The sequence below is a fragment of the Streptococcus sp. ALY_211 genome (assembly GCF_058314555.1).
Map to the genome: position 1 here is coordinate 166846 of NZ_JBZFUN010000001.1, position 23293 is coordinate 190138.

At 42.0% G+C, this 23293-nt stretch carries 22 protein-coding genes and 1 tRNA gene; 19 read left to right on the forward strand and 4 right to left on the reverse strand.

Features of this window, described 5'->3' with window-relative positions:
* Positions 1–20: 20 nt before the first annotated feature.
* From rapZ to AC4HAJ_RS00815, 5 genes are all read left to right on the forward strand, one after another.
* Positions 21–908: an RNase adapter RapZ gene (rapZ, locus tag AC4HAJ_RS00795; RefSeq protein ID WP_491078253.1), complete on the forward strand. Its 888-nt coding sequence runs from the start codon at positions 21–23 to the stop codon at positions 906–908.
* Positions 905–1882, forward strand: a complete 978-nt coding sequence (locus tag AC4HAJ_RS00800; RefSeq protein ID WP_491078254.1) for a YvcK family protein — start codon at positions 905–907, stop codon at positions 1880–1882. Before rapZ ends, AC4HAJ_RS00800 begins: the two co-directional genes overlap by 4 nt.
* The gene (gene whiA / locus AC4HAJ_RS00805; RefSeq protein ID WP_491078255.1) at positions 1879–2787 is read left to right on the forward strand and encodes a DNA-binding protein WhiA; all 909 of its coding nucleotides are present in this window, start codon (positions 1879–1881) and stop codon (positions 2785–2787) included. Before AC4HAJ_RS00800 ends, whiA begins: the two co-directional genes overlap by 4 nt.
* A 133-nt stretch (positions 2788–2920) precedes the next feature.
* The gene (locus tag AC4HAJ_RS00810) at positions 2921–4450 is read left to right on the forward strand and encodes a zinc ABC transporter substrate-binding protein AdcA (protein WP_491078256.1); all 1530 of its coding nucleotides are present in this window, start codon (positions 2921–2923) and stop codon (positions 4448–4450) included.
* A gap of 418 nt (positions 4451–4868) precedes the next feature.
* Positions 4869–7496 carry a calcium-translocating P-type ATPase, PMCA-type gene (locus AC4HAJ_RS00815; protein WP_491078257.1) on the forward strand — a complete coding sequence of 876 codons (2628 nt, stop codon included), beginning with the start codon at positions 4869–4871 and terminating at the stop codon, positions 7494–7496.
* A 180-nt stretch (positions 7497–7676) separates the two neighbouring features.
* On the opposite strand, the gene AC4HAJ_RS00820 is transcribed toward AC4HAJ_RS00815, so the two are convergent.
* From AC4HAJ_RS00820 to yghU, 4 genes are all read right to left on the reverse strand, one after another.
* Entirely contained in the window at positions 7677–7919 is a 243-nt protein-coding gene (locus tag AC4HAJ_RS00820) for a type B 50S ribosomal protein L31 (RefSeq protein ID WP_491078258.1), read from the reverse strand.
* 111 nt (positions 7920–8030) lie between these two features.
* Positions 8031–8945, reverse strand: coding sequence for an FAD:protein FMN transferase (locus AC4HAJ_RS00825; RefSeq protein ID WP_491078478.1), 915 nt, complete (start codon positions 8943–8945; stop codon positions 8031–8033).
* Positions 8946–8958: 13 nt separating this feature from the next.
* The gene (locus AC4HAJ_RS00830) at positions 8959–9906 is read right to left on the reverse strand and encodes a DHH family phosphoesterase (RefSeq protein WP_491078259.1); all 948 of its coding nucleotides are present in this window, start codon (positions 9904–9906) and stop codon (positions 8959–8961) included.
* Between the two features lie 216 nt (positions 9907–10122).
* Positions 10123–10914 (reverse strand): glutathione-dependent disulfide-bond oxidoreductase, encoded by a 792-nt coding sequence (yghU, locus tag AC4HAJ_RS00835; RefSeq protein WP_491078260.1) that lies wholly within the window; start codon positions 10912–10914, stop codon positions 10123–10125.
* Between the two features lie 138 nt (positions 10915–11052).
* On the opposite strand from yghU, the gene add reads away from it, so the two are divergent.
* The 14 genes from add to gyrB all read left to right on the forward strand — a co-directional run bounded on the left by add (position 11053) and on the right by gyrB (position 23279).
* Positions 11053–12060, forward strand: a complete 1008-nt coding sequence (gene add / locus AC4HAJ_RS00840) for an adenosine deaminase (protein ID WP_491078261.1) — start codon at positions 11053–11055, stop codon at positions 12058–12060.
* 55 nt (positions 12061–12115) lie between these two features.
* Positions 12116–12559, forward strand: a complete 444-nt coding sequence (locus AC4HAJ_RS00845) for a flavodoxin (protein ID WP_491078262.1) — start codon at positions 12116–12118, stop codon at positions 12557–12559.
* 69 nt (positions 12560–12628) lie between these two features.
* Positions 12629–13315: a VTT domain-containing protein gene (locus AC4HAJ_RS00850; RefSeq protein ID WP_491078263.1), complete on the forward strand. Its 687-nt coding sequence runs from the start codon at positions 12629–12631 to the stop codon at positions 13313–13315.
* 53 nt (positions 13316–13368) lie between these two features.
* Positions 13369–13641, forward strand: coding sequence for a chorismate mutase (locus tag AC4HAJ_RS00855; RefSeq protein ID WP_491078264.1), 273 nt, complete (start codon positions 13369–13371; stop codon positions 13639–13641).
* 20 nt (positions 13642–13661) lie between these two features.
* A complete protein-coding gene (locus AC4HAJ_RS00860) occupies positions 13662–14849 on the forward strand; it encodes a chloride channel protein (protein ID WP_491078265.1) in 1188 nt (395 codons plus the stop codon).
* Positions 14850–14954: 105 nt separating this feature from the next.
* On the forward strand, positions 14955–15302 hold the full coding sequence (gene rplS / locus AC4HAJ_RS00865; RefSeq protein ID WP_491078266.1) for a 50S ribosomal protein L19: 348 nt from the start codon (positions 14955–14957) through the stop codon (positions 15300–15302).
* Positions 15303–15378: 76 nt separating this feature from the next.
* Positions 15379–15450 (forward strand) — tRNA-Arg (locus tag AC4HAJ_RS00870).
* A 153-nt stretch (positions 15451–15603) separates the two neighbouring features.
* Positions 15604–16056 carry a class Ib ribonucleoside-diphosphate reductase assembly flavoprotein NrdI gene (gene nrdI / locus AC4HAJ_RS00875; RefSeq protein WP_491078267.1) on the forward strand — a complete coding sequence of 151 codons (453 nt, stop codon included), beginning with the start codon at positions 15604–15606 and terminating at the stop codon, positions 16054–16056.
* A 173-nt stretch (positions 16057–16229) separates the two neighbouring features.
* Positions 16230–16571 carry a metal-sulfur cluster assembly factor gene (locus AC4HAJ_RS00880; protein ID WP_491078268.1) on the forward strand — a complete coding sequence of 114 codons (342 nt, stop codon included), beginning with the start codon at positions 16230–16232 and terminating at the stop codon, positions 16569–16571.
* A 28-nt stretch (positions 16572–16599) separates the two neighbouring features.
* On the forward strand, positions 16600–18306 hold the full coding sequence (gene ilvD / locus AC4HAJ_RS00885; RefSeq protein ID WP_491078269.1) for a dihydroxy-acid dehydratase: 1707 nt from the start codon (positions 16600–16602) through the stop codon (positions 18304–18306).
* Between the two features lie 57 nt (positions 18307–18363).
* Complete coding sequence (locus AC4HAJ_RS00890) at positions 18364–19341, forward strand: YeiH family protein (protein ID WP_491078270.1); 978 nt, start codon at positions 18364–18366, stop codon at positions 19339–19341.
* Positions 19342–19403: 62 nt separating this feature from the next.
* Positions 19404–20609 (forward strand): FtsW/RodA/SpoVE family cell cycle protein, encoded by a 1206-nt coding sequence (locus AC4HAJ_RS00895; protein WP_491078271.1) that lies wholly within the window; start codon positions 19404–19406, stop codon positions 20607–20609.
* 154 nt (positions 20610–20763) lie between these two features.
* A complete protein-coding gene (locus AC4HAJ_RS00900) occupies positions 20764–21324 on the forward strand; it encodes an HAD-IA family hydrolase (protein WP_491078272.1) in 561 nt (186 codons plus the stop codon).
* Positions 21325–21326: 2 nt separating this feature from the next.
* Positions 21327–23279: a DNA topoisomerase (ATP-hydrolyzing) subunit B gene (gene gyrB, locus AC4HAJ_RS00905; protein WP_491078273.1), complete on the forward strand. Its 1953-nt coding sequence runs from the start codon at positions 21327–21329 to the stop codon at positions 23277–23279.
* The last annotated feature ends 14 nt before the right edge of the window (positions 23280–23293 follow it).

The following is a 23293-nucleotide window of genomic DNA, read 5'->3' on the forward strand; positions in this document are numbered from 1 at the left end:
TTGGATAGAAGGAGGAAACCATGACACAAACGATTCATCTTGTGATTGTCACTGGAATGAGTGGCGCTGGTAAGACGGTTGCCATCCAATCATTCGAAGATATGGGGTATTTTACGATTGATAATATGCCACCGACACTGGTTCCTAAGTTTATGGAGTTAGTCGGTCAAAGTGATACTAATAATAAGGTTGCCTTAGTTGTTGATATGCGTAGTCGCTTGTTTTTTAAAGAGATTACCAATATTTTGGAAGAGTTAGACCGCAATGCCGTGATTGATTTTAAAGTGCTCTTCTTAGATGCCACTGATGGTGAGTTGGTGGCTCGATATAAGGAAACCAGGCGTAGTCATCCTTTGGCAGCAGCTGGTAGAGTTATGGATGGTATTGAGTTGGAGCGTGAGCTTTTAGCCCCTCTTAAAAGTCTCAGTCAACATGTTATCGATACGACCGAGCTGACTCCAAGACAGTTGCGCAAGGTAATTACAGATCAATTTTCCTCAACTTCTGACACGGCTAGCTTTCGTATCGAAGTTATGAGTTTTGGTTTTAAATATGGTCTGCCCTTGGACGCTGATTTGGTTTTTGATGTTCGCTTTTTACCCAATCCTTATTATCGATCAGACTTACGTGAGCAGACAGGCCTGGATCAACCAGTTAAGTCCTATGTTATGGGAAGCGAGGAAGCTGAATCTTTTTACCAAAATCTAGTGAGCTTACTAAAGCCTATATTGCCGGCTTATCAGTCAGAAGGGAAGTCTGTTTTGACCATTGCTATGGGCTGTACGGGTGGTCAACACCGCAGTGTTGCCTTTGTGCATCGCTTGGCTGAGGAACTCAGTAAAGACTGGATCGTCAATGAGAGTCATCGCGATAAGGATCGTCGAAAAGAAACGGTGAATCGCTCATGAGAAAACCGAAAATTACTGTTATTGGGGGAGGGACAGGTATTCCTGTTATCCTCAATAGTCTACGGCATAAAGATGTTGATATTACAGCTATTGTGACTGTAGCTGACGATGGGGGATCATCTGGTGAACTACGCTCAGCTATGCAGATGACACCGCCAGGGGATCTGCGCAATGTCTTGGTTGCAATGAGTGATATGCCAAAATTTTATGAAAAGATTTTCCAATATCGTTTTAACGAGGATGATGGGGCTCTGGCTGGTCATCCGTTGGGAAATCTGATCATTGCCGGGATTTCGGAAATGCAAGGTTCTACTTACCATGCCATGCAAATTCTGAGCGAATTCTTTCACACGACGGGTAAAATTTATCCAGCTAGTGAGGAAGCCTTGACTCTGCATGCCGTCTTTAAGGATGGGCATGAAGTAGTAGGGGAGTCTAGTATCGCCTCTTATAAGGGCATGATTGATCATGTCTTTGTGACTAATAGTTATAATCATGAGCAGCCAAAAGCTAGTCGTAAGGTTGTTCAGTCTATTATGGAAAGCGATATGATCGTCCTTGGTCCTGGTTCATTATTTACTTCTATTTTACCCAATCTGGTTATTCCAGAGATCAAGCAGGCTCTGCTTGATACGCCGGCTGAGGTCGCTTATGTGTGCAATATTATGACTCAGTATGGGGAGACAGAGCAGTTTAGTGATGCTGATCATGTGGCTGTTCTCAATCGTCATCTGGGGGCAGATGTGATTGATACGGTGTTGGTCAATGTCGAGCCTGTTCCTAAAGACTATATGGATAGCAATAAATTTGATGAATATCTAGTCCAGGTCGAGCATGATTTTGCAGGCTTGTCACGCTTGGTTAAGCGCGTGATTTCCTCTAATTTCTTACGCTTGGAAAATGGAGGGGCCTTTCATTATGGTGAAGGTGTGGTCGAAGAGCTTATGCGCTTGGCGCAAAGGAGGGCTAGATGAGTTTTACCACTAGTGTGAAAGAAGAAGTCCTTTCTCTAGATGATGCTGATCGCAGTCAGTTGTCAGCTTTTATCAAGATGTCTGGGAGCTTGGGCCTGACGAGTCAGGGCTTAACTCTGTCTATTTTGACTGAAAATGCCAAGATTGCCCGACACATTTATGCGCTTTTAGAGCGATTCTATCACAGTCATCCCGATATTCGTTACCATCAAAAAAACAATCTCAAGAAGAATCGTGTTTATACAGTTGTTCTTGAGACGGATGTGGAGAAGATTTTAACTGACCTGCAGTTAGCCGATTCTTTTTTTGGTATTGAAACCGGTATTGACCAGAGAGTTTTGAACTCCGACCAAGCTGGTCGAACTTATCTGCGCGGTGCTTTTTTGGCCAATGGGTCAATCCGAGACCCTGAATCAGGTAAATATCAACTAGAAATTTTTTCGGTTTATCAGGATCATGCAGAGGATCTAGCTCAGCTGATGCGCAAGTTTATGCTGGATGCCAAGGTCATTGAGCATAAAAATGGTGCGGTGACCTACCTCCAGAAAGCTGAAGATATCATGGATTTTCTGATTGTTATTGGAGCTATGGCAGCTAAGGATAGCTTTGAAGAAATTAAGGTTCTTCGTGAAGCTAGAAATGATCTTAACCGTGCGAACAATGCAGAAACAGCTAATATTGCAAGAACGGTCAATGCTAGTATGAAAACGATCAACAATATCGTTAAGATCATGGATACTGTTGGTTTGGATGTCCTTGCTCCAGAGCTTCAGCAAGTGGCACGCATTCGGATTGATAATCCTGATTATTCTATTCAGCAAATTGCTGATAGTATTGACAATTTGACTAAGAGTGGCGTCAATCATCGCTTGAGGAAAATTAATAAGATCGCTGAAGATCTCTAAACTTTCAGCGACTAGCATGGCACTTAGAGAAAATCTCTAGGTGCTTTTATCATCTTCATCTTAATTTTTATCACTTGACCTAATCTTTTAATGTGATATACTTAACCGGTAAAGTATTTTAGAGAGGTTTTTTATGACTAAAAAACAAATGATTACCTTTTCGACCTTGTTGGTCGCTGTATTGGCTGTTTTTATAGGGAGTTGGGTTCGCAATCAACAGGCTAAACATTCAGATAAGCCGAGATTGGTGACGAGCTTTTATCCCGTTTATGCTTTTACAAAAGAAATAGTCGGTGATGATGCAGATGTAGACCTTCTTATTCAGGCAGGTACCGAACCTCACGAATTCTCTCCATCTACCAAAGATATTGCTAATATACAGGATGCTGATGCCTTTATCTATGAAAATGACAATATGGAAACGTGGGCAGGTCAGGTTCGTAAAAATATCGATAGTAAGGAAACACAGATCATTCAAGCAAGTGGAGACATGCTCTTGCTGCCAGGCTCAGAAGCAGAACATGATCATTCTCATAGTGAGGCAGGGCACCACCATGCTTATGATCCTCATGTATGGCTATCACCTTATCGTTCAAAAATGCTAGTGCAAGAGCTTAGTGATCAGCTGGTTAAAGCCTTTCCAGATAAGGCAGCTGTCTTTAAGAAAAATACAGAGCACTATTTAGCCCAGCTGGATCAGCTGGATAAGGACTATCAAAAGACTTTTGCAGCAGCTAAGCAAAAAACATTTATTACCCAGCATACTGCTTTTAGTTATTTGGCTCTGGACTATGGGTTGGAACAAATCGCTATCAATGGTATTTCTGGTGAAGGGGATCCATCCTCGCAGCGGATCGCTCAGTTGAGTCAACAAGTTAAAGAATATGGTTTAAACTATGTTTACTTTGAAGAGAATGCTTCCTCCAATCTTTCTAATACTCTAGCTAAAGAAGCGGGAGTGAAAACTTTGACGCTTAATCCTTTGGAAAGTCTATCTCAAGAGCAAATGGACAAAGGAGAGGACTATATCAGCGTCATGCGCAAGAATCTTGCAGCCTTGAAAAGGTCTACCGATCTTAAAGCTAAGAAGGCGCAGCCTAAAAAAGAAGAAGAAAAGACAGTGGCTAATGGCTATTTTAAAGATAGTCAGATAAAAAATCGTCCCTTGAGCAATTGGAGTGGCAGCTGGCAGTCAGTCTATCCTTATTTAGAGGATGGTAGCCTAGATCAGGTTTGGGATTATAAGGCTAAACTCAATAAGGATCAATCGGCAAAAGACTATAAAAACTATTACACAACTGGCTATAAGACGGATGTCAGCAAGATTAAAATTGACGGTAAGACTAGTCAAATCAGCTTTACAAAAGGGGATAAGACCTATACTTATACTTACGAAAATAAGGGGCATAAGGTTTTAACTTATGAAAAAGGAAACCGTGGTGTCCGCTATATTTTTGAAGCTAAGGAAAAAAATGCAGGAGAATTTAAGTATGTTCAATTTAGTGACCATACGATTACAGATACAGCCAGTAGTCATTACCATCTCTACTGGGGAGGGGATAGTCAGGAAGCGCTCTATAAGGAATTAGAGCATTGGCCTACCTATTATCCATCAGATATGTCAAGCTTTGATATAGGTCAGGATATGGTCGCTCATGGTTAATCTAACAAGAGAGGTTAGGATACAGGTCCTGCCTCTTTGTCTTGTTATGGACTTATTAAATTGAAAGTTTTGCCATCTTACTTAATTGATCTCTTGTCAAGATTTGGTTGCGCTGCTTTTCTAACTCAGACTGATCGATCCCAGCGTTTAGCGTTACATTTGACGGTATTTTTGTTACAATTTGTTATAAGACTTATCTGATACTGGAGAGATCAGCTGCTCAGGTATTTGCCGATTTGAAAACTTGCTAAGAAGGGATCTCATATTGATTTTGTTAGTGAGTTGATTTGGCTGTTTTATGCTGTGCAGATGAGCTTGCTGAAGTGATTGATAGTCACTGCTGGTGATGGATGATCTATCCATCTTGTTAAACGATATTATAGTGAATTATGCACTATGTATAGTAAAGGAGAAAATTGTGTCAAAAAAACATATCAATGGTTTGACAGATGATGAGGTCTTACGTTCACGTGAGACGGGGGGCACCAATGCCCTCTCAGAAAAAAAGGAGGCAACCCTCCTTGAGATTTACTTGGATAGTCTCAAGGATATTTGGCTCTTGATTTTGATTGCTGGTTTGGCTCTGAAAGTTGTTATTAACATTCTCCAGCCCCATGAGGCTAACTGGTATGAAGTTGTTTCCTTGGTTGTTGCGATTGCATTAGCTTCAGGATTTGCGACACAATCAGAATATTCTAACCAGAAAGAATTTGCTAAGCTGCAAATGAAGGCTGGTAAGATTATGACTAATGTCGTTCGTAATGGACAGATGGCTGAGGTCATGATTGATGATATCGTTAAGGGCGATGTTATTAAATTACGTGCTGGGGATCAGATCCCTGCAGATGGCTATATCCTTGACGGAAGGATCAAGGTTGACCAGGCGAGTCTGAATGGTGAGTCAGAGCCTGCTAAGAAGGTGGCTCTTGGAGATGCTCCTAGACCAGAGTCACAAGATACTTTTAATGAGTACCTTTTGCTCAGAGGGTCTAATGTTCTTGAAGGTGAAGCCTATATGGTGACTGATACTATTGGAGATGAGACTATGATTGGTTCTATCAATACTTCTCTCCAAGAAGATACCAAGGTTTCACCATCTAATGCTAAACTAGCTAGATTAGCTAAACAGATAGGGGTATTGGGGACAGGAACAGCTATTCTTTATGTGGTGATTACCCTTGTTCAGGCTCTTGTAGGATCTCCTTCTATGGATCTAGCTGCCTGGCTAGCTATCCTTTTATCGATTGGTATGTATGCTGTGACCATTGTTATTATGGCTGTGCCAGAGGGCTTACCCATGATGACTTCCATGGTTGGCGGTATGAACTCTAAGCGCTTGCTCAAAGAATCTATTCTTGTGCGTAATACTGAGTCCATTGAGACAGCAGGCTATATGAATCTGCAATTTTCTGATAAAACAGGGACGATTACGACAGGTAAGATGGAAGTGGTTGATCTTTTGCTGGGGGATGGTCATATTTTCACACGTGAGGACGGAAGTGATCATCAGCAGCTGTCAGAGTTAGAAGATCCTTATCTTGAGGTGCTCAGTCAGGCTGTTGGGCTCAATAATGATGCTTACATCTATAATGAGCAAGGAACTGGCTCTAATCCGACTGACAATACCCTTATGACCTTTCTATATCAGCAGCAGCTGACTGACTTTGATCGAGATCAGATCGTTGATAAAGAACTCTTTGACTCAGCTAAGAAATTTGCCTCTGTGACAACTGAAGATGGTGTGACTTATCTCAAGGGAGCTCCTGAATTTCTGCCTGTTGAGATCACCCACTATTTGGATGCTGCTGGACAAGTACAGCCCTTTACAGCTGAGATCCAAAAAGCATTTATCGCAGGATCTGACTCACAAGCCAATCGAGCTATGCGTGTCTTAGCAGTCCTTAAGATTGTAGAGGACAAGAATATCTTGGTCGCTGGTATCTGTATGCGTGATAATGTTCGCCCAGGTCTGCCAGAGGTGATCAGGCAAGCCAACGAAGCTGGTGTTCAAGTTGTGATGGTAACGGGGGATCGTAAGGAAACAGCAGTTGCCATTGCTAAAGATGCTGGTATCTTGACTAGTGATGAAGAGATTGTCCTGACGCACACAGAGTTAGAGAATTTATCTGACCAGAAAGTCAAGGAAATCTTGCCGAAATTGAGAGTTGTGGCGCGTGCGCTTCCCATGGATAAGAAGCGTCTAGTACAGTTGGCTCAAGATCTTGATATGGTTGTTGGAATGACGGGGGATGGTGTCAATGATGCTGCTGCTTTGAGAGCTGCTGATGTCGGATTTGCCCTGGGTGATGGGACACAGACAGCTCAGTCTGCTAGTGACATGGTTCTTGTTAATAATTCTTTTAACACTATTTTGACAGCTATCCTTTATGGACGTACCATGACCAAGACGGTTCAAAAGTTCCTAATATTTCAGTTGACGGTAAATGTTTCCACCCTAGCCATGTCTGTCTTAGGACCTCTGTTTGGCTTTAGGGAACCATTTACTATTGTTCAGGTTTTGGAGATCAATCTCATCATGGATACTCTCGCGGCTCTGGCCTTTGCTTTGGAGCCTGCTCTCAAGCGCTATCTTAAGGAGAAACCGATCAGGCGCAGTGCTAATATCCTGACAAGATATATGATGAGCGCTATCGGATTTGCAGCTCTCTATATCACTATTATTGCTATTTTGACCTTGACAGATCTTCTAGGCATGCATAAGGTGTTGGATCTGCACACGCCTTTAGAGACATCTACCTTTATGTTCTCCACCTTTGTCTATACTATTTTGGTTAATAGTTTCAATACCCGCAGTGAAACCTTTAATCTTTTGGAAGATATTGGGCAGAATAAGCGCTTCCTGTGGATTATCGGTGGTATCTTTATTGGTCAATCTCTACTAGTCCAGTTTGGTGGTGCCTTTATGTCGACAACACCAATGGATCTTAAGCATTATCTCTATGCCTTTATCTTGAGTTTGGCTGTGATTCCATTTGATTTTCTTCGTAAGTTGATGATCAAAATTTATCGCCAATCTAAGTCATAAAAAGAATGGGACAGAAATCAAATTCTTCGAATGATTGATTTTCTGTCCTGTTTTTTTGGTTTATTGATAGAAATAGTAGAATTGAAAAGACAAAAAAGACGCAAGACATAATGCCTTGCGTCTTTAACAACCTTGATATTATAGAATAAATCAGGTTTATTATCATCATGAATGATAATCTTATTTGAGACCGTATTTTTTGTTGAAACGGTCGACACGTCCGTCTGCTTGTGTAAATTTTTGACGTCCAGTGTAGAATGGGTGTGAATCTGATGAGATTTCGACACGGATCAATGGATAAGTTTCCCCTTCAAATTCTACAGTTTCGTTAGAAGCTTTTGTTGAGCCGCTAAGAAATTGGTAACCAGTAGTTGTATCAAGGAAAACAACTGGACGATACTCTGGATGGATATCTTTTTTCATGTTAAAACAAATTCCTTTCTGCCATAGCTTTTCTAAGCCATAGTTAATAACTCCTTCATTCTAACAAAGTTATGAGTTTTTGGCAAGGCTTTTGCTAAAGAAAATCTGAGTTCACCTGATTTTAGAGGTTGGAAGAATGTATGATTTGGCTAAAGAATTTGCGAGGACTTGCTGTTTCTTGGTGACCACAATGGCGCCAAATTTTCTATGCTGAGCTTGGCTAAGGATGGTCTCAATCTTTGCACCAAAGAGTCGGCTGGTCCAGATGTCTCCATCGATTGAATTTGTTGAGATGATGGTCAGGCTACGAATGGGAGATTGGATAGGATAACCTGTTTTTTTATCCAAGATATGATGGTAGTTTCTGCTGCCATCTTTCAGGTAGCGTTCATAGGTACCTGAGGTGACCACTGATTGATCTCTGATAGCCAGGGTTACTAGGTGGTTTCCTCTAGGAAGCTGAGGATCTTGCAGACCGACTCGCCAGAGATGGTCTAGACTGTGATAAGCAGGTCCAAAGGTCAATACATTGCCACCGAGATTGATCAATCCAGCAGGGGCACCTAGTGATTTAAAGCGCTTGATGATCTGATCGGCAATGTAGCCTTTGGCTATAGCACCGAGATCTATTTTCATACCAGTTTTTTTAAGAAATACGCTCTGATTATGGGGGTGGAGTAGGATATCTGCAGGATCGGTCAAAGAGAGACTTTTGGTGAGATCGTCTTGGCTGGGCACTTTGGCATCAGCAAAGCCGATACGCCAGGTCTGTACTAAGGGACCAAGTGAGATGTTAAGCCAGCTGTCTGGAGCTAGGCTATGTTTCTTTCCAAGTGAGATCAGCTCAAACAGTTCAGAGTGGACAGATACAGCTTCTAGACCGGCTTTTTGGTTGATCACTGATAACTCAGACTGAGGATCATTGGCCGAGAAGCGCTGGTTATAGAGATGGAGTAGACGCACTCCTTCATCTAGGATAGGCTCTGGATCTTGATGGTAGATGCTCATCTGGATGTGGGTGCCCATGAGCTTGATTTCCCTAGTGCGAAGTGGCACTGGCTAAGGTCTCCTTGATTTCCTTATAGATTTGTTCGTTTTCTTCTAAGCTGTAAGAATTGGCTCCGCTAGCCAGTGGATGTCCCCCGCCATCGTGGCGTTTGGCAATGTCATTGATGACAGCTTTTTTACTGCGCAGGCGAACACGATAATGCCCCTCAGGCTGCTCGACAAAAATTGCCCAAGATTGAACGCTATCAATTTTTCCTGGGCTCCCTACGATGGCAGAGCTTTCAGCTTCTGTGACCTGAAATTTATCCAGTATGTCACGCGTCAGGGTCACTCTAGCAGCACCGTTTTGATCGACTTGAAGGTGGTCAAATATATAGCCTTGAAGTTTAGCGATTTTAAAGCTAAAACTGTCCATTTGACGAGAAATAGCTGCAAAATCAAAGTCAAATGCCCGCAAGTTAGCTGCAATTTTCAATGTTTTAGGGCTGGTAGCGTCGTAGAGAAAGCGGCCAGTATCGCCAACAATACCAGCATAAAGGAGGCGAGCCGCCTCATCGGTCAGCTTAAGATCAGTTTCTTGGGCAAAATCAGTGATGATTTCGCTGGCTGAAGAGGCTTGGGTATCAACATAGAGTATATCACCATAAGGATCTTCGTTGGGATGATGGTCAATTTTTATGAGAAATTTTCCCCTAGTGTAGCGGTCATCATCAATGCGAGGTGTGTTGGCAGTGTCTGTCACGATGACTAGAGCTTCTTGATAGGTACTGTCGTCAACAGTATCCATCTTGCCCAGCCAGCCTAAGCTCGGTTCGTCACTGCCCGTTGCTAGCACAGCTTTATCAGGAAAATTATGACGCAAAATTTCCCGCAGCCCTAGCTGACTGCCTAGGGCGTCCGGATCAGGCCTTTGGTGGCGGTGGATGATGATGGTATTGTAGGATTTGATGGTCTCTAAAATATTTTTAAATGTTGACATAGCAAGATTTAACCTTTCTAATTCTACACAGGAGGTAGCAGAAAAACGCAGTGCAAGTCAGTGATAAAACTAGACCTATTGCTGATATAGGCATGACTGCTATGCACATTATACCATAAGCTAAAGTATGGAAAAAAAAGAGCCTGGGACAACAAAATTAAAACCGTGATTTTTTTCACGGTTTACTGATTGAGTCCCACTCTCTTTAGAAGAGTTTTAATGAATATCCTTATACTCTGCTTCTAGTCCACGTTTAACAGCTGGACGTTCCGCAATTTTCTTTGTCCAGGCCTGTAGATTTTTGTATTCTGCGACATTGAGGAAGATTCCTGCACGGTCCCAGATTTTATCTTGAGCAAGGCGGCCATACCAAGACCAGATGGCTATATCGGCGATGGTGTAGTTGTCGCCTGCGATATAAGGCTTGTTGGCTAATTCTTTATCTAAAAGATCAAGCTGACGCTTGGCTTCCATGGCGAAGCGGTTGATGGCATACTCGATTTTTTCGGGTGCATAGTGGAAGAAGTGGCCAAATCCACCTCCAAGGAATGGGGCAGCTCCTGTTTGCCAGAAGAGCCAGTTGAGGACCTCATTGCGTTCAGCTGGATCTTTTGGAATGAGCTGATCAAATTTATCTGCTAGATAAAGGAGGATATTAGCAGATTCAAAGACTCGGACAGGCTTGTCACCTGATAGGTCTAAGAGGGCTGGGATTTTAGAGTTAGGGTTAATAGCGACAAAGTCAGAACCAAACTGATCCCCATCACTGATGGAAATTTTGTAAAGATTGTAAGCAGCCTCAGCAATTCCCAATTCTTTTAGCTCTTCAAGCATAATGGTCGCCTTAATCCCATTAGGAGTCCCTAAGGAATAAAGTTGGAAGGGGTGTTCTCCTTTAGGAAGTGTTTGATCGAAGCGAGCTCCAGCAGTCGGTTGATTGATCGATCCCCAAGCGCCCCCAATACTGGATGGATTTTCCCAAACTTCAGGCAGTTTGTAGTCAGACATGGTCTTACCTCCAATTATTTTAGTTATGGCCTTATGCTACCAAAATACGGTCATGATTTCAAAAAATTGATCGATCTAGGTCTTGAATTTTTGCTTAGTTGTGATAAGATAGGAAAAATATTTTAAAGGAGATTAGACATGTTTCAATCACTAGCTAAGACCGAACTGCACTGCCATTTGGATGGTTCCTTATCTTTAGATGCTATTAGACAGTTGGCCCAGATGGCCGATCGTTCTCTTCCAGAGTCTGATGATGCTTTAAAAGCGCTAGTGACAGCTCCATCCGATTGCCAAGATCTCATGGACTATCTCAAAACATTTGATTTTATCAGGCCCCTTCTTCAAACTAAGGAAGCTTTGGCACTTGCCGCTTATGATGTGGCGAGACAGGCTGCTAAGGAAAATGTTATCTATATGGAGGTTCGCTATGCGCCTGAGTTTTCTATGGATCGGGGATTGAAGGCGACTGAAACCTTGGATGGTGTTTTGACTGGTCTCAAGCGGGCTCAGGATGAATTTGGTATTGTGTCTCGTGCTTTGGTCTGTGGGATGCGTCAATCTGATCCTGCTGTCACACGGGATATTTTGTCAGCGATAGCAGAGTACGCACCCAAAGGGTTTGCTGGCTTTGATTTTGCTGGTGATGAACATGGCTTTCCACCAGCTAAAATAAAAGCCTTGATCCAGGACGTTCAAGCGTTAGGGTATCCGATGACCCTTCATGCTGGAGAATGTCGTTGTCCAGAGCATGTCAGTCAAACCTTAAGTCTTGGGATCAAACGTATGGGGCATGTGGCAGCGATTGCGCATCATCCAGATATCATTCAAGACTTTGTCTCTCAAGGAGCAGTTGCTGAGATGTGTTTGACTAGTAATTTGCAGACTAGGGCAGTTGCCAGCTTGTCGGACTATCCTTATCAGGCGCTCTATGAGGCAGGAGCTAAGATTACGATTAATACAGATAACCGAACAGTGTCTGATACAAACTTGTCAAAGGAATACAGTCTGTTTCACCATCACTTTGGAACTGAGATATCCGATTTTCTAAGATTTAATCAAAATGCTTTAGAGGCTGCCTTTGTTTCCGAACGGGAGAAAAAAGTGCTTCAAGATAGGTTGGTAGAGGCCTACAAGCCTTATCTATGAGCGGAAGCAATTTTTTTGTGATATAATCAAATCACTTGATTATATGGAGGAAACTATGGCTTTAGCTAAGATTGTTTATGCGAGTATGACTGGTAATACCGAAGAGGTTGCTGATATTGTAGCAGAAAAACTACAAGAGCTCGGTCATACGGTCGACGTCGATGAGTGTACGACAGTTGATGCTGTGGACTTTGAGGATGCGGACATCGTTATTGTGGCGACCTATACCTACGGCGATGGAGACTTACCAGATGAGATTGTTGATTTTTATGAAGATCTGGGTGATCTTGATTTGTCAGGTAAGATTTATGGTGTCGTTGGCTCTGGAGATACCTTCTATGATTATTTTTGTAAATCCGTTGATGAGTTCGATGAGCAGTTTGCTAGGACTGGTGCTACAAAAGGGGCAGACTCTGTCAAGGTAGATCTCTCTGCTGAAGATGAAGATATCGAAAATCTTGAATCCTTTGCAGAGAGCTTATCTGCCCAAGTAGGATAATGATGAGGTGGGATTGGAGTTTACGTTCCAATCTTTTTTGATGGTATTTGTGCTAGAAGGGTGGTAGGCATGAAAAAGGGACATAGAGAGTTGGGGGAGCCTTTTTTGAGGCGTCTGCTGGCCTGGTTGGCCTTGATCTTTGTTCTCTTGTATGTGGGGTTTGTGCTCAGTCGTTATTGGGAGGTGATTGTGAGCTATAGCCATTTGGATAGAGATTTTCAAAATCTGGCTCACCATCTTTCAAAGGCTAACCTGATTGATTTTTGCGTTCTGATTCTATTAACCGCTATGGGCTCGGCTGTTCCTTTTTTATCCAATGGCCTTCTAGCGATTTTTAATGGTATTGTTTTTGGGCCTTGGTTGGCCTTGGTCATGAATCTTTTAGCCAACATCCTTGGAAACTGGTTGATGATTCTGGTATTAAGAAAGATTAGCTTAGTTGGGCACGAACAAGCCTTTACAGATAAGTTAGCTATCTTGGAGCGGATCAATGAGCCTTATTTGGCTATTTGTATTGGCTATATGGTTCCTATATTTCCGACCCTTTTGGTTAATTATCTTGTCATCAAGGGTCATTTAGAAACAAGGTATTGGCTGGTGAGTGTATTGATTGGCGTCTTTCCTACTAGTTGTCTTTACGCTTTTGGCGGCGATGCTATTATTAGGGGAAATATCAAACGACTATTCTTTATTTTATTGTTTGTAGTATTGAGCTATCTATTGGTCAAAATCATGATAAAGCGTATAAAGACCTAGTTTTACTAGGTTTTTTTTGCTATAATTTTTTCAATCATTCTAGGGAGGATTTTATGGATTTAGTGGCGATTAGACAAGAGATTGACCAAACTGACTCAGAATTGGTTAGGCTCATTGAAAAGCGAATGGACTTGGTGTCACAGGTAGCGGCTTATAAGCGGGAAACAGGTAAGGCGATACTTGACCATGCTAGAGAGGAAGAGGTGTTAGCAAAAGTCTCTGAGCGTGTATGTAATGTAAGCTATAGACCCTATATTGTTGATACTTTTGTTGATATGATGAGGCATTCTAGAGCTTATCAAACGAGTGTCCTTAAGGATCGATAGCTAAGGGAAAGAGGCGTTTGATGGTTTTACAATTGAAAAAATGGTCGTCCTACCTTTTTTTATCTCTGATTATTGGTGTGGTGACTGGGGTAATTGACATGATTTTTGGTCGAGTTTTGCTGGCTATTGGTGATTATCGTGATCAGCATATCTCCGTTCTGCTGCCTTTTTTAGCCTTGGCTGGTCTTGTCAGTGTGTGGCTCTATCAGCGCTTTGGTGGAGAGAGTCAGAAAGGAATGGGACTGTTATTTGAGGCAGGACAGCGTAAGCGTGAAAAGATTCCAGTTATACTGATTCCTTTGGTAATGATTAGCACTTGGCTGACGCATTTATTTGGAGGGAGTGCCGGCAGGGAAGGTGTTGCCGTACAGATCGGTGCTAGCCTGTCTCACTGGGTAGGTAGACATCTGCCCTATCAGGATGCTTCTAGAATCTTTCTAGTTGCAGGTATGGCAGCTGGTTTTGCAGGTCTTTTTCAGACCCCTCTAGCTGCGACTTTCTTTGCTTTAGAAGTCCTGGTAGTTGGTCAGTTAGCAGTAGAGGCTTTGCTGCCTGCTTTAATAGCTTCTTTGAGTGCTAGTTTTACCTCGCATAGTCTTGGTTTGGAGAAATTTTCAGTATTTTTGTCTTTTCATCTAAAAGAGACCCCTATGCTATGGCTTAAATTGGCCCTTCTTGGTCTTTGCTTTGGTTTAGTTGGTAGAGCCTTTGCTTTCAGTTTAGCTTGGTCAAAAAAATTTGTCAGTCAGCGTTTGTCTAATCCTTATCACCGTATCCTACTGATTAGTATAGTTTTGAGCATCCTTCTCTACGCCTTATGGCAGGGGAGATATGCAGGACTGGGAACTAATTTGATTGGTTTTAGTTTTGAGACTCAGCAGGTCTATCTATGGGACTGGCTGGTTAAGTTGGTATTGACAGTATTGACTCTGTCAGCTGGTTTTCAAGGCGGAGAAGTGACACCATTGTTTGCCATAGGAGCTACTTTGGGTGTTGTCTTAGCAGGATTCTGGGGCTTACCGGTGATGCTGGTAGCAGCTCTCGGCTATGCTGTTGTATTTGGATCAGCCACCAATACGCTGTTGGCGCCAATTTTTATTGGGGGAGAGGTATTTGGATTTGCTAATCTTCCTTATTTTATTCTTGTAGCAGCTGTTGCTTATAGTTTGGGACATAAAACTAGCATTTATAGCTTGCAAAAACGTTGATGATAGGGTAGAATGATTTTATGCGTGTGTAATGGACATGCATGAATAAAACGGCTAATCCGCTGGGACAAGGCACCTATGATTAGTAAGATAGGAGAATTTTAAATGAATCCATTAATCCAAAGTTTGACTGAAAGTCAATTGCGCACTGATATTCCTGATTTCCGTCCTGGTGACACTGTTCGTGTTCACGCTAAGGTTGTCGAAGGAAATCGTGAACGTATTCAGGTCTTTGAAGGTGTTGTTATTTCTCGTAAAGGACAAGGCATCTCAGAAATGTATACTGTTCGTAAGATTTCTAGTGGTATCGGTGTGGAACGTACTTTCCCAATTCATACCCCACGTGTTGACAAGATTGAAGTCACTCGTTATGGTAAGGTACGTCGTGCTAAATTGTACTACCTACGTGCTCTTCAAGGTAAGGCTGCACGTATCAAAGAAATCCGCCGTTAATTTAGTTTAGAGATTTCTGTTTCTAAACCATTAATGGCATGAGAATCTGTCCCTTGATGGACAGGTTTTTTCATAAGTCCCCTTAGTTAAATGGATATAACATCTCCCTCCTAAGGAGCAGTTGCTGGTTCGATTCCGGCAGGGGATATGAGATTAGTAGTCAGTGACTATGGAAGAAGTTGAGTTTTCTGTTGAACTCAGCTTTTTATTAAACTCTTGCTTCTCTTACTTGCTAGTGCTACAATATCTTGTATGATAATTGGAAAAGAGACACAAGATATTGTGATAGAAGGGACTAATTTTGAAATTTGTCTATATTAGTCTTAGTGGTAATACTAAGGCCTTTGTACAGAAGTTGGTTGATCATTTTGCCTTTAATCATCCTGAATTGCCAGTTGATACTTTGGATGTTAAAGACTTGGTCAAAAGTGGTGCGAGTTATCCTGATTTGACGGAGGACTATATCGCTTTTTTGCCTACTTATTTAGAAGGTGGCAATGGTATTGATAATGGGGATCAAGAGATTTTGACGACTGACTTACGCCATCTAATTGCTAAAGGCGATAATGCTAAGCATTGCTTAGGTGTTATCGGAAGTGGTAATCGCAATTTTAATAATCAATTTTGTTTAACTGCCTACCAATATGCAGAGCAGTTTGGCTTTCCTGTCTTGGATGTGTATGAGATGCGTGGCTTGACAGCTGATGTAGAGCGTATTGCACAAAAAATTTTGGACGTCTATCATCTGAGCTAGGTAGGCTGCTGGACTAACAGTCTTTATTTTCTTGACGTATTGCTGCACTGAGTTAGTAAATTTGAAGTGCATGAAGAAGTCAGTAAAGTTGACTTGGTGCTGTATTCTTGGGGTGGTGGACAAATTATCTGAATTGTGCTAAAATTCTAGCATATATTAGGAGGGGCTATCTGATGCGGGATGATATCAAAATTAACGATCGAGCTTTGGCGATTAGTGATAAGCTCGTTGAGAAACTAGAGTCGGTCTTTGATCCTGAAATTGAGTTAGATATTTATAATCTGGGATTAATTTATGAGATTAATCTGGATGAAAATGGCCATTGTCAGGTTGTCATGACTTTTACAGATGTTGGTTGTGGCTGCGAAGACACGCTTCCTATTGATCTGGTAGAAGTTCTTAAGACGATTGATGAGATCAAAACTGCCAGTGTAGAGGTTGTCTGGCAGCCGGTTTGGCGCTTGACCCGTATCAGCCGTTTGGGTCGTATTACGCTAGGTATTGCTCCTAAATAATTGTTTCATATAGAGAGAAGGATGTCTTATGACAGAAGAGATGAAAGCCTTACGTCACCGTTCAGCTGTTTATGATAGCATGGTTAAGTCACCTAATCGGGCGATGTTGCGTGCTACGGGAATGACAGACCAAGATTTTGATAGTCCTATCGTCGGTGTGATTTCGACTTGGGCTGAGAATACACCTTGTAATATTCATCTGCATGATTTTGGAAAAATCACTAAAAAAGGTGTCAAATCTGCAGGAGCTTGGCCTGTGCAGTTCGGTACAATTACGGTTGCTGATGGGATTGCGATGGGAACACAAGGGATGCGTTATTCTTTGACTTCTCGTGATATTATTGCAGATTCTATCGAGGCTGCTATGGGAGGGCATAATGTTGATGCTTTCGTAGCGATTGGTGGTTGTGATAAAAATATGCCTGGTTCTATGATCGCTATCGCCAATATGGATATCCCTGCTATTTTTGCCTATGGTGGAACTATCGCACCTGGTAATCTCGACGGTAAGGATATTGATTTAGTTTCGGTGTTTGAAGGAGTTGGACACTGGAACAATGGTGATATGACTAAGGAAGAGCTGCGCCAGATTGAGTGTAATGCCTGCCCTGGCCCTGGTGGTTGTGGTGGTATGTATACGGCTAATACTATGGCGACAGCTATTGAAGTTATGGGTATGAGCCTTCCTGGGTCATCGTCTCACCCTGCTGAATCAGCTGAGAAAAAAGCTGATATTGAAGAAGCTGGTCGTGCTGTTGTCAATATGCTTAAAATGGGCTTGAAACCATCGGATATCTTGATACGTGAAGCTTTTGAAGACGCTATTACTGTGACAATGGCTCTGGGTGGTTCAACCAACTCAACCCTTCACCTTTTGGCTATTGCCCATGCTGCCAATGTGGATCTGAGCCTTGAAGATTTTGATGCTATTCAACAAAAGGTACCGCATTTAGCTGACTTGAAGCCCTCAGGACAGTATGTTTTCCAAGACCTGTATAATGTTGGTGGTGTACCGGCTGTTATGAAGTATTTGTTGGCTAATGGTTTTCTTCACGGGGATCGTATGACCTGTACTGGTAAAACGGTTGCTGAAAATCTAGCTGAATTCCCAGATTTAACACCAGGTCAAAAGGTTATCATGCCACTTAATAGTCCTAAGCGTGAAGATGGTCCATTGATCATTCTTAAAGGTAACTTGGCGCCTGAAGGTTCTGTAGCCAAGGTATCTGGTGTCAAAGTACGTCGCCATGAAGGGCCTGCCAAGGTCTTTGATTCCGAGGAAGAGGCAATCGAAGCAGTCCTTGCAGATGATATTGTTGATGGTGATGTTGTTGTGGTCCGTTACGTTGGTCCTAAAGGTGGTCCTGGTATGCCAGAGATGCTATCACTCTCATCAATGCTTGTTGGTAAAGGTCAAGGAGACAAGGTCTGCTTGATTACAGATGGTCGATTCTCTGGTGGGACTTATGGATTGGTTGTTGGTCATGTGGCCCCAGAAGCTCAAGATGGTGGTCCTATCGCTTACCTGCGTACAGGTGATGTTGTCGTCGTTGACCAGGATACCAAAGAAATTACGATGAAAGTCTCTGATGAGGAAATCGAGCGTCGTAAGTCTGAGACAGTTATTCCGCCTTTGTATTCACGAGGTGTTCTCGGTAAGTATGCTCATATCGTATCATCAGCTTCTAGGGGAGCTGTGACTGATTTCTGGAATCGTGAAGAAAATAATAAATAGGTTGATTAGAGCTAGAAGCTATTCTGGCTCTTTTCTATGATTAAGAAGGGAGAATATATGAGACAATTATTACCTGGGTTAAGTCTGACAGCTATGCTAGCTCTTGTATCTCTGATACTTGGTCACTTTGTTCCTTTGATAGGTTCCAGTGTCTTTGCGATTATATTGGGGATCTTGGCTAATCAGTTTTTGAATCTGGGAGATGGTTATAAGTCCGGGATTAATTACAGTGGTAAGAAGGTACTTCAGTATTCTATTATCATTTTGGGATTTAGCATGTCTGTAGGGTCAGTCTCTAAGACAGGCCTAGAAACTCTGAGGATTTCTATCGGTACGATCATCATTGCTTTTGTGGTTGCGTATATAGCTGGTCGTCTTTTCAAAGTGTCTCGTCCTTTGAATATTTTAGTTGGTTTTGGAACTGCTATCTGTGGTGGTTCGGCTATTGCAGCTGCTTCCCCGATTTTAGAGGCAGATGATGAAGATGTTGCCTTGTCTATTTCAACCATTTTTCTTTTTAATATCATAGCTGTCTTTCTTTTCCCTTTTTTGGGACATATGATGTCTATGACTCATCAAGATTTTGGGCTTTGGGCAGGGACAGCGATTAATGATACTTCTTCGGTAGTTGCAGCTGGCTATAGTTATAGTCAAGAAGCAGGTGACTATGCGACAGTGGTTAAGCTGGCGCGTGCGCTGATGATTGTCCCAGCCTGTTTAATAATGGCTGGCGTAAAAACCTATAGCAGTCAAAGGCACTCGGAGTCCTTTAGCTTTGCCAGGGTATTTCCTTGGTTTATTCTGTGGTTTTTTATCGCATCGCTAATTAGCTCGTTAGGTATTCTTCCCAAAGAAATAGTTCCTTATGCCAAGGGAATATCACAATTTTTAATGGCAATGGCTCTAGCTGGTATTGGTTGCCAAGTTTCTTTTGCTCGTTTTAGGCAAGTTGGTCTTGCCCCTGTGATGACGGGGGCTGTAACCTGGGCAGCAGTAGCAATCAGTAGTTTAATACTAAAACAGATCCTATATTGATTGCTGACCGCTAAAAGGAATCGTGCTATAATAGCAAGGATGATTAAATAGGAGAGTGCTATATGCCACGAAAAAGAAATAAACCGTTAGATAATGGGATTGATTATACGCTTATTATACCAGTGTTTTTACTGATTATTATTGGTATTGTAGCTATTTATACAGCTACTTACCATGACTACCCTCATGCGATTATACCGACCTTGTTGCAGCAAATCGTTGGTATCATCGCTGGATGTTTGGCTGCAGTAGTGGTGATGTACTTCAATGTTGAAAGACTCTGGCGGATAACTCCATATCTCTATGGTTTGGGTCTGGCATTGATGGTCTTGCCGATTTTTATTTATAGTCCAACCTTGGTAGCATCGACAGGAGCTAAGAACTGGGTCAGTATTGGATCTATTACCTTATTTCAGCCATCTGAGTTTATGAAGATTGCTTATATTTTGATGCTGGCTAGGGTCGGTGTCTGGTTTAAAGATACTTATCGTGATGAGGAGCCCAGTCTCAAAAAAGATGGACGTCTGCTCTTGATGTATGGTGCTGTCACCTTACCAATTTTAATTTTATTAGTCTTTCAAAAAGATATGGGGACTGCTATGGTCTTTATGGCTATTCTAGCAGGATTGATTGTCTTGTCAGGTGTCGCTTGGAAGATTATTCTGCCGGTTGTTTTGACAGTTGCCCTAGGATTTCTAATCTTTTTACTCTTGTTTACGTCTCAGTGGGGTAAGGAATGGCTGTTTTCTATGGGAATGAAGACCTATCAGATCAATCGGGTATCAGCTTGGCTGGATCCTTTTGCCTATGAATCTGGTATTGCCTACCAACAGGTTCAGAGTCTATTAGCTATTGGTAATGGTGGGGTGTTTGGCCGTGGATTTAATGTTTCAGAAGTGGCGATTCCTGTAAGAGAATCTGATATGATCTTCACAGTTATCGCAGAAGATTACGGCTTTTTAGGGTCGCTCATTGTTTTACTCTTGTATTTGATTTTGATCTTTAGAATGTTGAAAATCACAATAGAATCCAATAATGTTTTCTACACTTACATTTCTACAGGATTTATCATGATGATTCTATTTCATATTTTTGAAAATATCGGAGCAGCTGTAGGATTACTTCCTCTGACTGGAATTCCCCTTCCGTTTATCTCCAAAGGTGGCTCCGCTCTCATGTCCAATATTATCGGTGTGGGGCTAGTCTTATCCATGTCTTATCAAAATCAGCTAGCTAAAGAGCGTTCCAAAACATCTAAAAAGGCTTGAGAATATATTGATTAAATCAGACTGAAAAGAGGGTTTCAGTCTGATTTGTTTTATGGCTCAATTTTTTAGAGAATAAGTCTAAAAGGGCATAATAGCAAGGTTTTTAGTCTTTAAATAGATGCAAACAGCTTGAAAATATGTTACAATAGAATGTATGAAATTTCATGATTATATTTGGGATTTGGGAGGGACCTTACTCGATAATTATGAGCTGTCAACTAAAGCTTTTTGCGATACGCTCCAAGATTTTGGAGTTGAGGCAGATCATGATGCTGTCTACAGACAGCTTAAAATCTCAACGCAAGCAGCTATAGCTCGCTTTATCCCAGACCAGCCTACTTTTCTAGCCAAGTACAAAGATAGGGAAGCTAAGGAATTGGCTCATCCTATTTTGTTTCCAGGTGCAAAAGAGATCCTGAAGGCTATTGTGGCCTCTGGGGGTCGTAATTTTCTGATTTCGCACCGTAATCACTTGGTTTTAGATATTTTAGAAAGAGCTGGGATTGCAGCCTATTTTACTGAGGTAGTAACCAGTGAGAGTGGCTTTGCTAGGAAACCTAATCCTGAATCCATGATCTATCTAAGAGAGAAGTATCATTTGACCAATGCGGTCGCTATTGGTGATCGTGCTATTGATTGTCAGGCAGCTCAAGAGGCTGGCCTGACTGCCCTGTTGTTTGATGGGACTAAAACATTAGAAGAAACGGTAGAATAAGTATGTCTGAAGAAGTAAACAATACAGATGCTCTAGCCCAAGAATATGATGCTAGTCAAATCCAGGTTTTAGAAGGACTTGAGGCTGTGAGAATGCGCCCGGGGATGTATATCGGTTCGACCTCAAAGGAAGGTCTGCATCATCTCGTTTGGGAAATTGTGGATAATTCAATTGATGAGGCATTGGCAGGATTTGCTAGTCATATTGAGGTCTTTATTGAAGAAGATAATTCTATTACAGTTGTTGATGATGGTCGGGGAATTCCTGTCGATATTCAAGAAAAGACTGGACGTCCTGCCGTAGAGACAGTTTTTACGGTTCTTCACGCTGGTGGAAAATTCGGCGGTGGCGGCTACAAGGTATCTGGTGGTCTTCATGGTGTCGGTTCTTCCGTCGTAAATGCTTTATCAACAGTCCTTGATGTTAAAGTTCATAAGAATGGTAAGATTCACTACCAAGAATATCATCGGGGAGCAGTCGTAGAGGACTTGAAAGTCATTGGAGAAACTGACCGTACAGGGACAACGGTTCACTTTTGTCCGGATCCAGAGATCTTTAAAGAGACGATTGTTTATGATTTTGATAAATTGGCTAAGCGAGTCCAAGAGCTAGCTTTTCTTAATAAGGGTTTGAGAATTTCTATTACTGACAAGCGTCCAGATAGTCAGCAAGAAAAACACTTCCATTATGAGGGTGGGATTTCAAGCTATGTCGATTATCTTAATGAGAATAAGGACGTTCTTTTTGAAACCCCTATCTATACCGATGGCGAACTGGATGGTATTTCTGTCGAAGTTGCTATGCAATACACCGGAACTTATCACGAAACGGTTCTCAGTTTTGCTAATAATATTCATACCCATGAAGGTGGTACCCACGAGCAAGGTTTCCGTACAGCCTTGACACGTGTTATCAATGATTATGCACGTCAAAATAAACTCCTAAAAGAAAAGGATGATAACTTATCTGGGGAAGATGTTCGAGAAGGTTTGACAGCTATTATCTCAGTTAAGCATCCTAATCCTCAATTTGAAGGTCAAACCAAGACTAAGTTAGGAAATTCTGAAGTCGTTAAGATTACTAATCGCCTTTTCAGTGATGCCTTTTCACGTTTCCTTCTTGAAAATCCACAAGTGGCTAAGAAGATTGTTGAAAAAGGAATTTTGGCTTCCAAAGCTCGTATTGCTGCTAAGCGTGCACGGGAGGTCACTCGTAAAAAATCAGGGCTTGAGATTTCTAATCTTCCTGGTAAGCTGGCGGACTGCTCGTCTAATAATGCTAGTCAAAATGAGCTCTTCATCGTTGAGGGGGATTCGGCAGGTGGATCAGCTAAATCTGGCCGCAATCGTGAATTTCAGGCTATCTTACCTATTCGTGGTAAGATCTTAAATGTTGAAAAAGCTAGCATGGATAAGATTTTGGCCAATGATGAAATCCGTAGCTTGTTCACGGCTATGGGGACAGGATTTGGTGCTGATTTTGATGTGAGCAAGGCACGCTATCACAAACTTGTTATTATGACGGATGCCGATGTCGATGGAGCACATATTCGGACTTTATTGTTAACTTTGATTTATCGCTTTATGCGGCCGGTACTTGAGGCTGGTTATGTCTATATTGCGCAGCCGCCTATTTATGGTATCAAGGTCGGTAGTGAGATTAAGGAATATATCCAACCAGGAACGGATCAAGAAACTCAACTTCAAGAAGCACTTGACCGCTATACAACTGGGCGCTCTAAGCCAACGGTTCAACGTTATAAGGGACTGGGGGAAATGGATGACCATCAGTTGTGGGAAACGACCATGGATCCAGATAACCGCTTAATGGCACGTGTTTCTGTTGATGACGCTGCGGAAGCAGATAAAATTTTCGATATGCTGATGGGAGACCGGGTAGAGCCACGTCGCGAATTTATTGAGGAAAATGCTGTTTACAGTACCTTGGATATCTAGTGATAAAGAGGCTG

Excerpts from the sequence above, each read along its gene's own strand:
- rapZ (WP_491078253.1), top strand. The coding sequence starts at position 21 with ATGACACAAACGATTCATCTTGTGATTGTCACTGGAATGAGTGGCGCT.
- AC4HAJ_RS00800 (WP_491078254.1), top strand. The coding sequence starts at position 905 with ATGAGAAAACCGAAAATTACTGTTATTGGGGGAGGGACAGGTATTCCT.
- whiA (WP_491078255.1), top strand. The coding sequence starts at position 1,879 with ATGAGTTTTACCACTAGTGTGAAAGAAGAAGTCCTTTCTCTAGATGAT.
- AC4HAJ_RS00810 (WP_491078256.1), top strand. The coding sequence starts at position 2,921 with ATGACTAAAAAACAAATGATTACCTTTTCGACCTTGTTGGTCGCTGTA.
- AC4HAJ_RS00820 (WP_491078258.1), bottom strand. The coding sequence starts at position 7,919 with ATGAAAAAAGATATCCATCCAGAGTATCGTCCAGTTGTTTTCCTTGAT.
- AC4HAJ_RS00825 (WP_491078478.1), bottom strand. The coding sequence starts at position 8,945 with ATGGGCACCCACATCCAGATGAGCATCTACCATCAAGATCCAGAGCCT.
- AC4HAJ_RS00830 (WP_491078259.1), bottom strand. The coding sequence starts at position 9,906 with ATGTCAACATTTAAAAATATTTTAGAGACCATCAAATCCTACAATACC.
- yghU (WP_491078260.1), bottom strand. The coding sequence starts at position 10,914 with ATGTCTGACTACAAACTGCCTGAAGTTTGGGAAAATCCATCCAGTATT.
- add (WP_491078261.1), top strand. The coding sequence starts at position 11,053 with ATGTTTCAATCACTAGCTAAGACCGAACTGCACTGCCATTTGGATGGT.
- AC4HAJ_RS00845 (WP_491078262.1), top strand. The coding sequence starts at position 12,116 with ATGGCTTTAGCTAAGATTGTTTATGCGAGTATGACTGGTAATACCGAA.
- AC4HAJ_RS00850 (WP_491078263.1), top strand. The coding sequence starts at position 12,629 with ATGAAAAAGGGACATAGAGAGTTGGGGGAGCCTTTTTTGAGGCGTCTG.
- AC4HAJ_RS00855 (WP_491078264.1), top strand. The coding sequence starts at position 13,369 with ATGGATTTAGTGGCGATTAGACAAGAGATTGACCAAACTGACTCAGAA.
- AC4HAJ_RS00860 (WP_491078265.1), top strand. The coding sequence starts at position 13,662 with ATGGTTTTACAATTGAAAAAATGGTCGTCCTACCTTTTTTTATCTCTG.
- rplS (WP_491078266.1), top strand. The coding sequence starts at position 14,955 with ATGAATCCATTAATCCAAAGTTTGACTGAAAGTCAATTGCGCACTGAT.
- AC4HAJ_RS00880 (WP_491078268.1), top strand. The coding sequence starts at position 16,230 with ATGCGGGATGATATCAAAATTAACGATCGAGCTTTGGCGATTAGTGAT.
- ilvD (WP_491078269.1), top strand. The coding sequence starts at position 16,600 with ATGACAGAAGAGATGAAAGCCTTACGTCACCGTTCAGCTGTTTATGAT.
- AC4HAJ_RS00890 (WP_491078270.1), top strand. The coding sequence starts at position 18,364 with ATGAGACAATTATTACCTGGGTTAAGTCTGACAGCTATGCTAGCTCTT.
- AC4HAJ_RS00895 (WP_491078271.1), top strand. The coding sequence starts at position 19,404 with ATGCCACGAAAAAGAAATAAACCGTTAGATAATGGGATTGATTATACG.
- AC4HAJ_RS00900 (WP_491078272.1), top strand. The coding sequence starts at position 20,764 with ATGAAATTTCATGATTATATTTGGGATTTGGGAGGGACCTTACTCGAT.
- gyrB (WP_491078273.1), top strand. The coding sequence starts at position 21,327 with ATGTCTGAAGAAGTAAACAATACAGATGCTCTAGCCCAAGAATATGAT.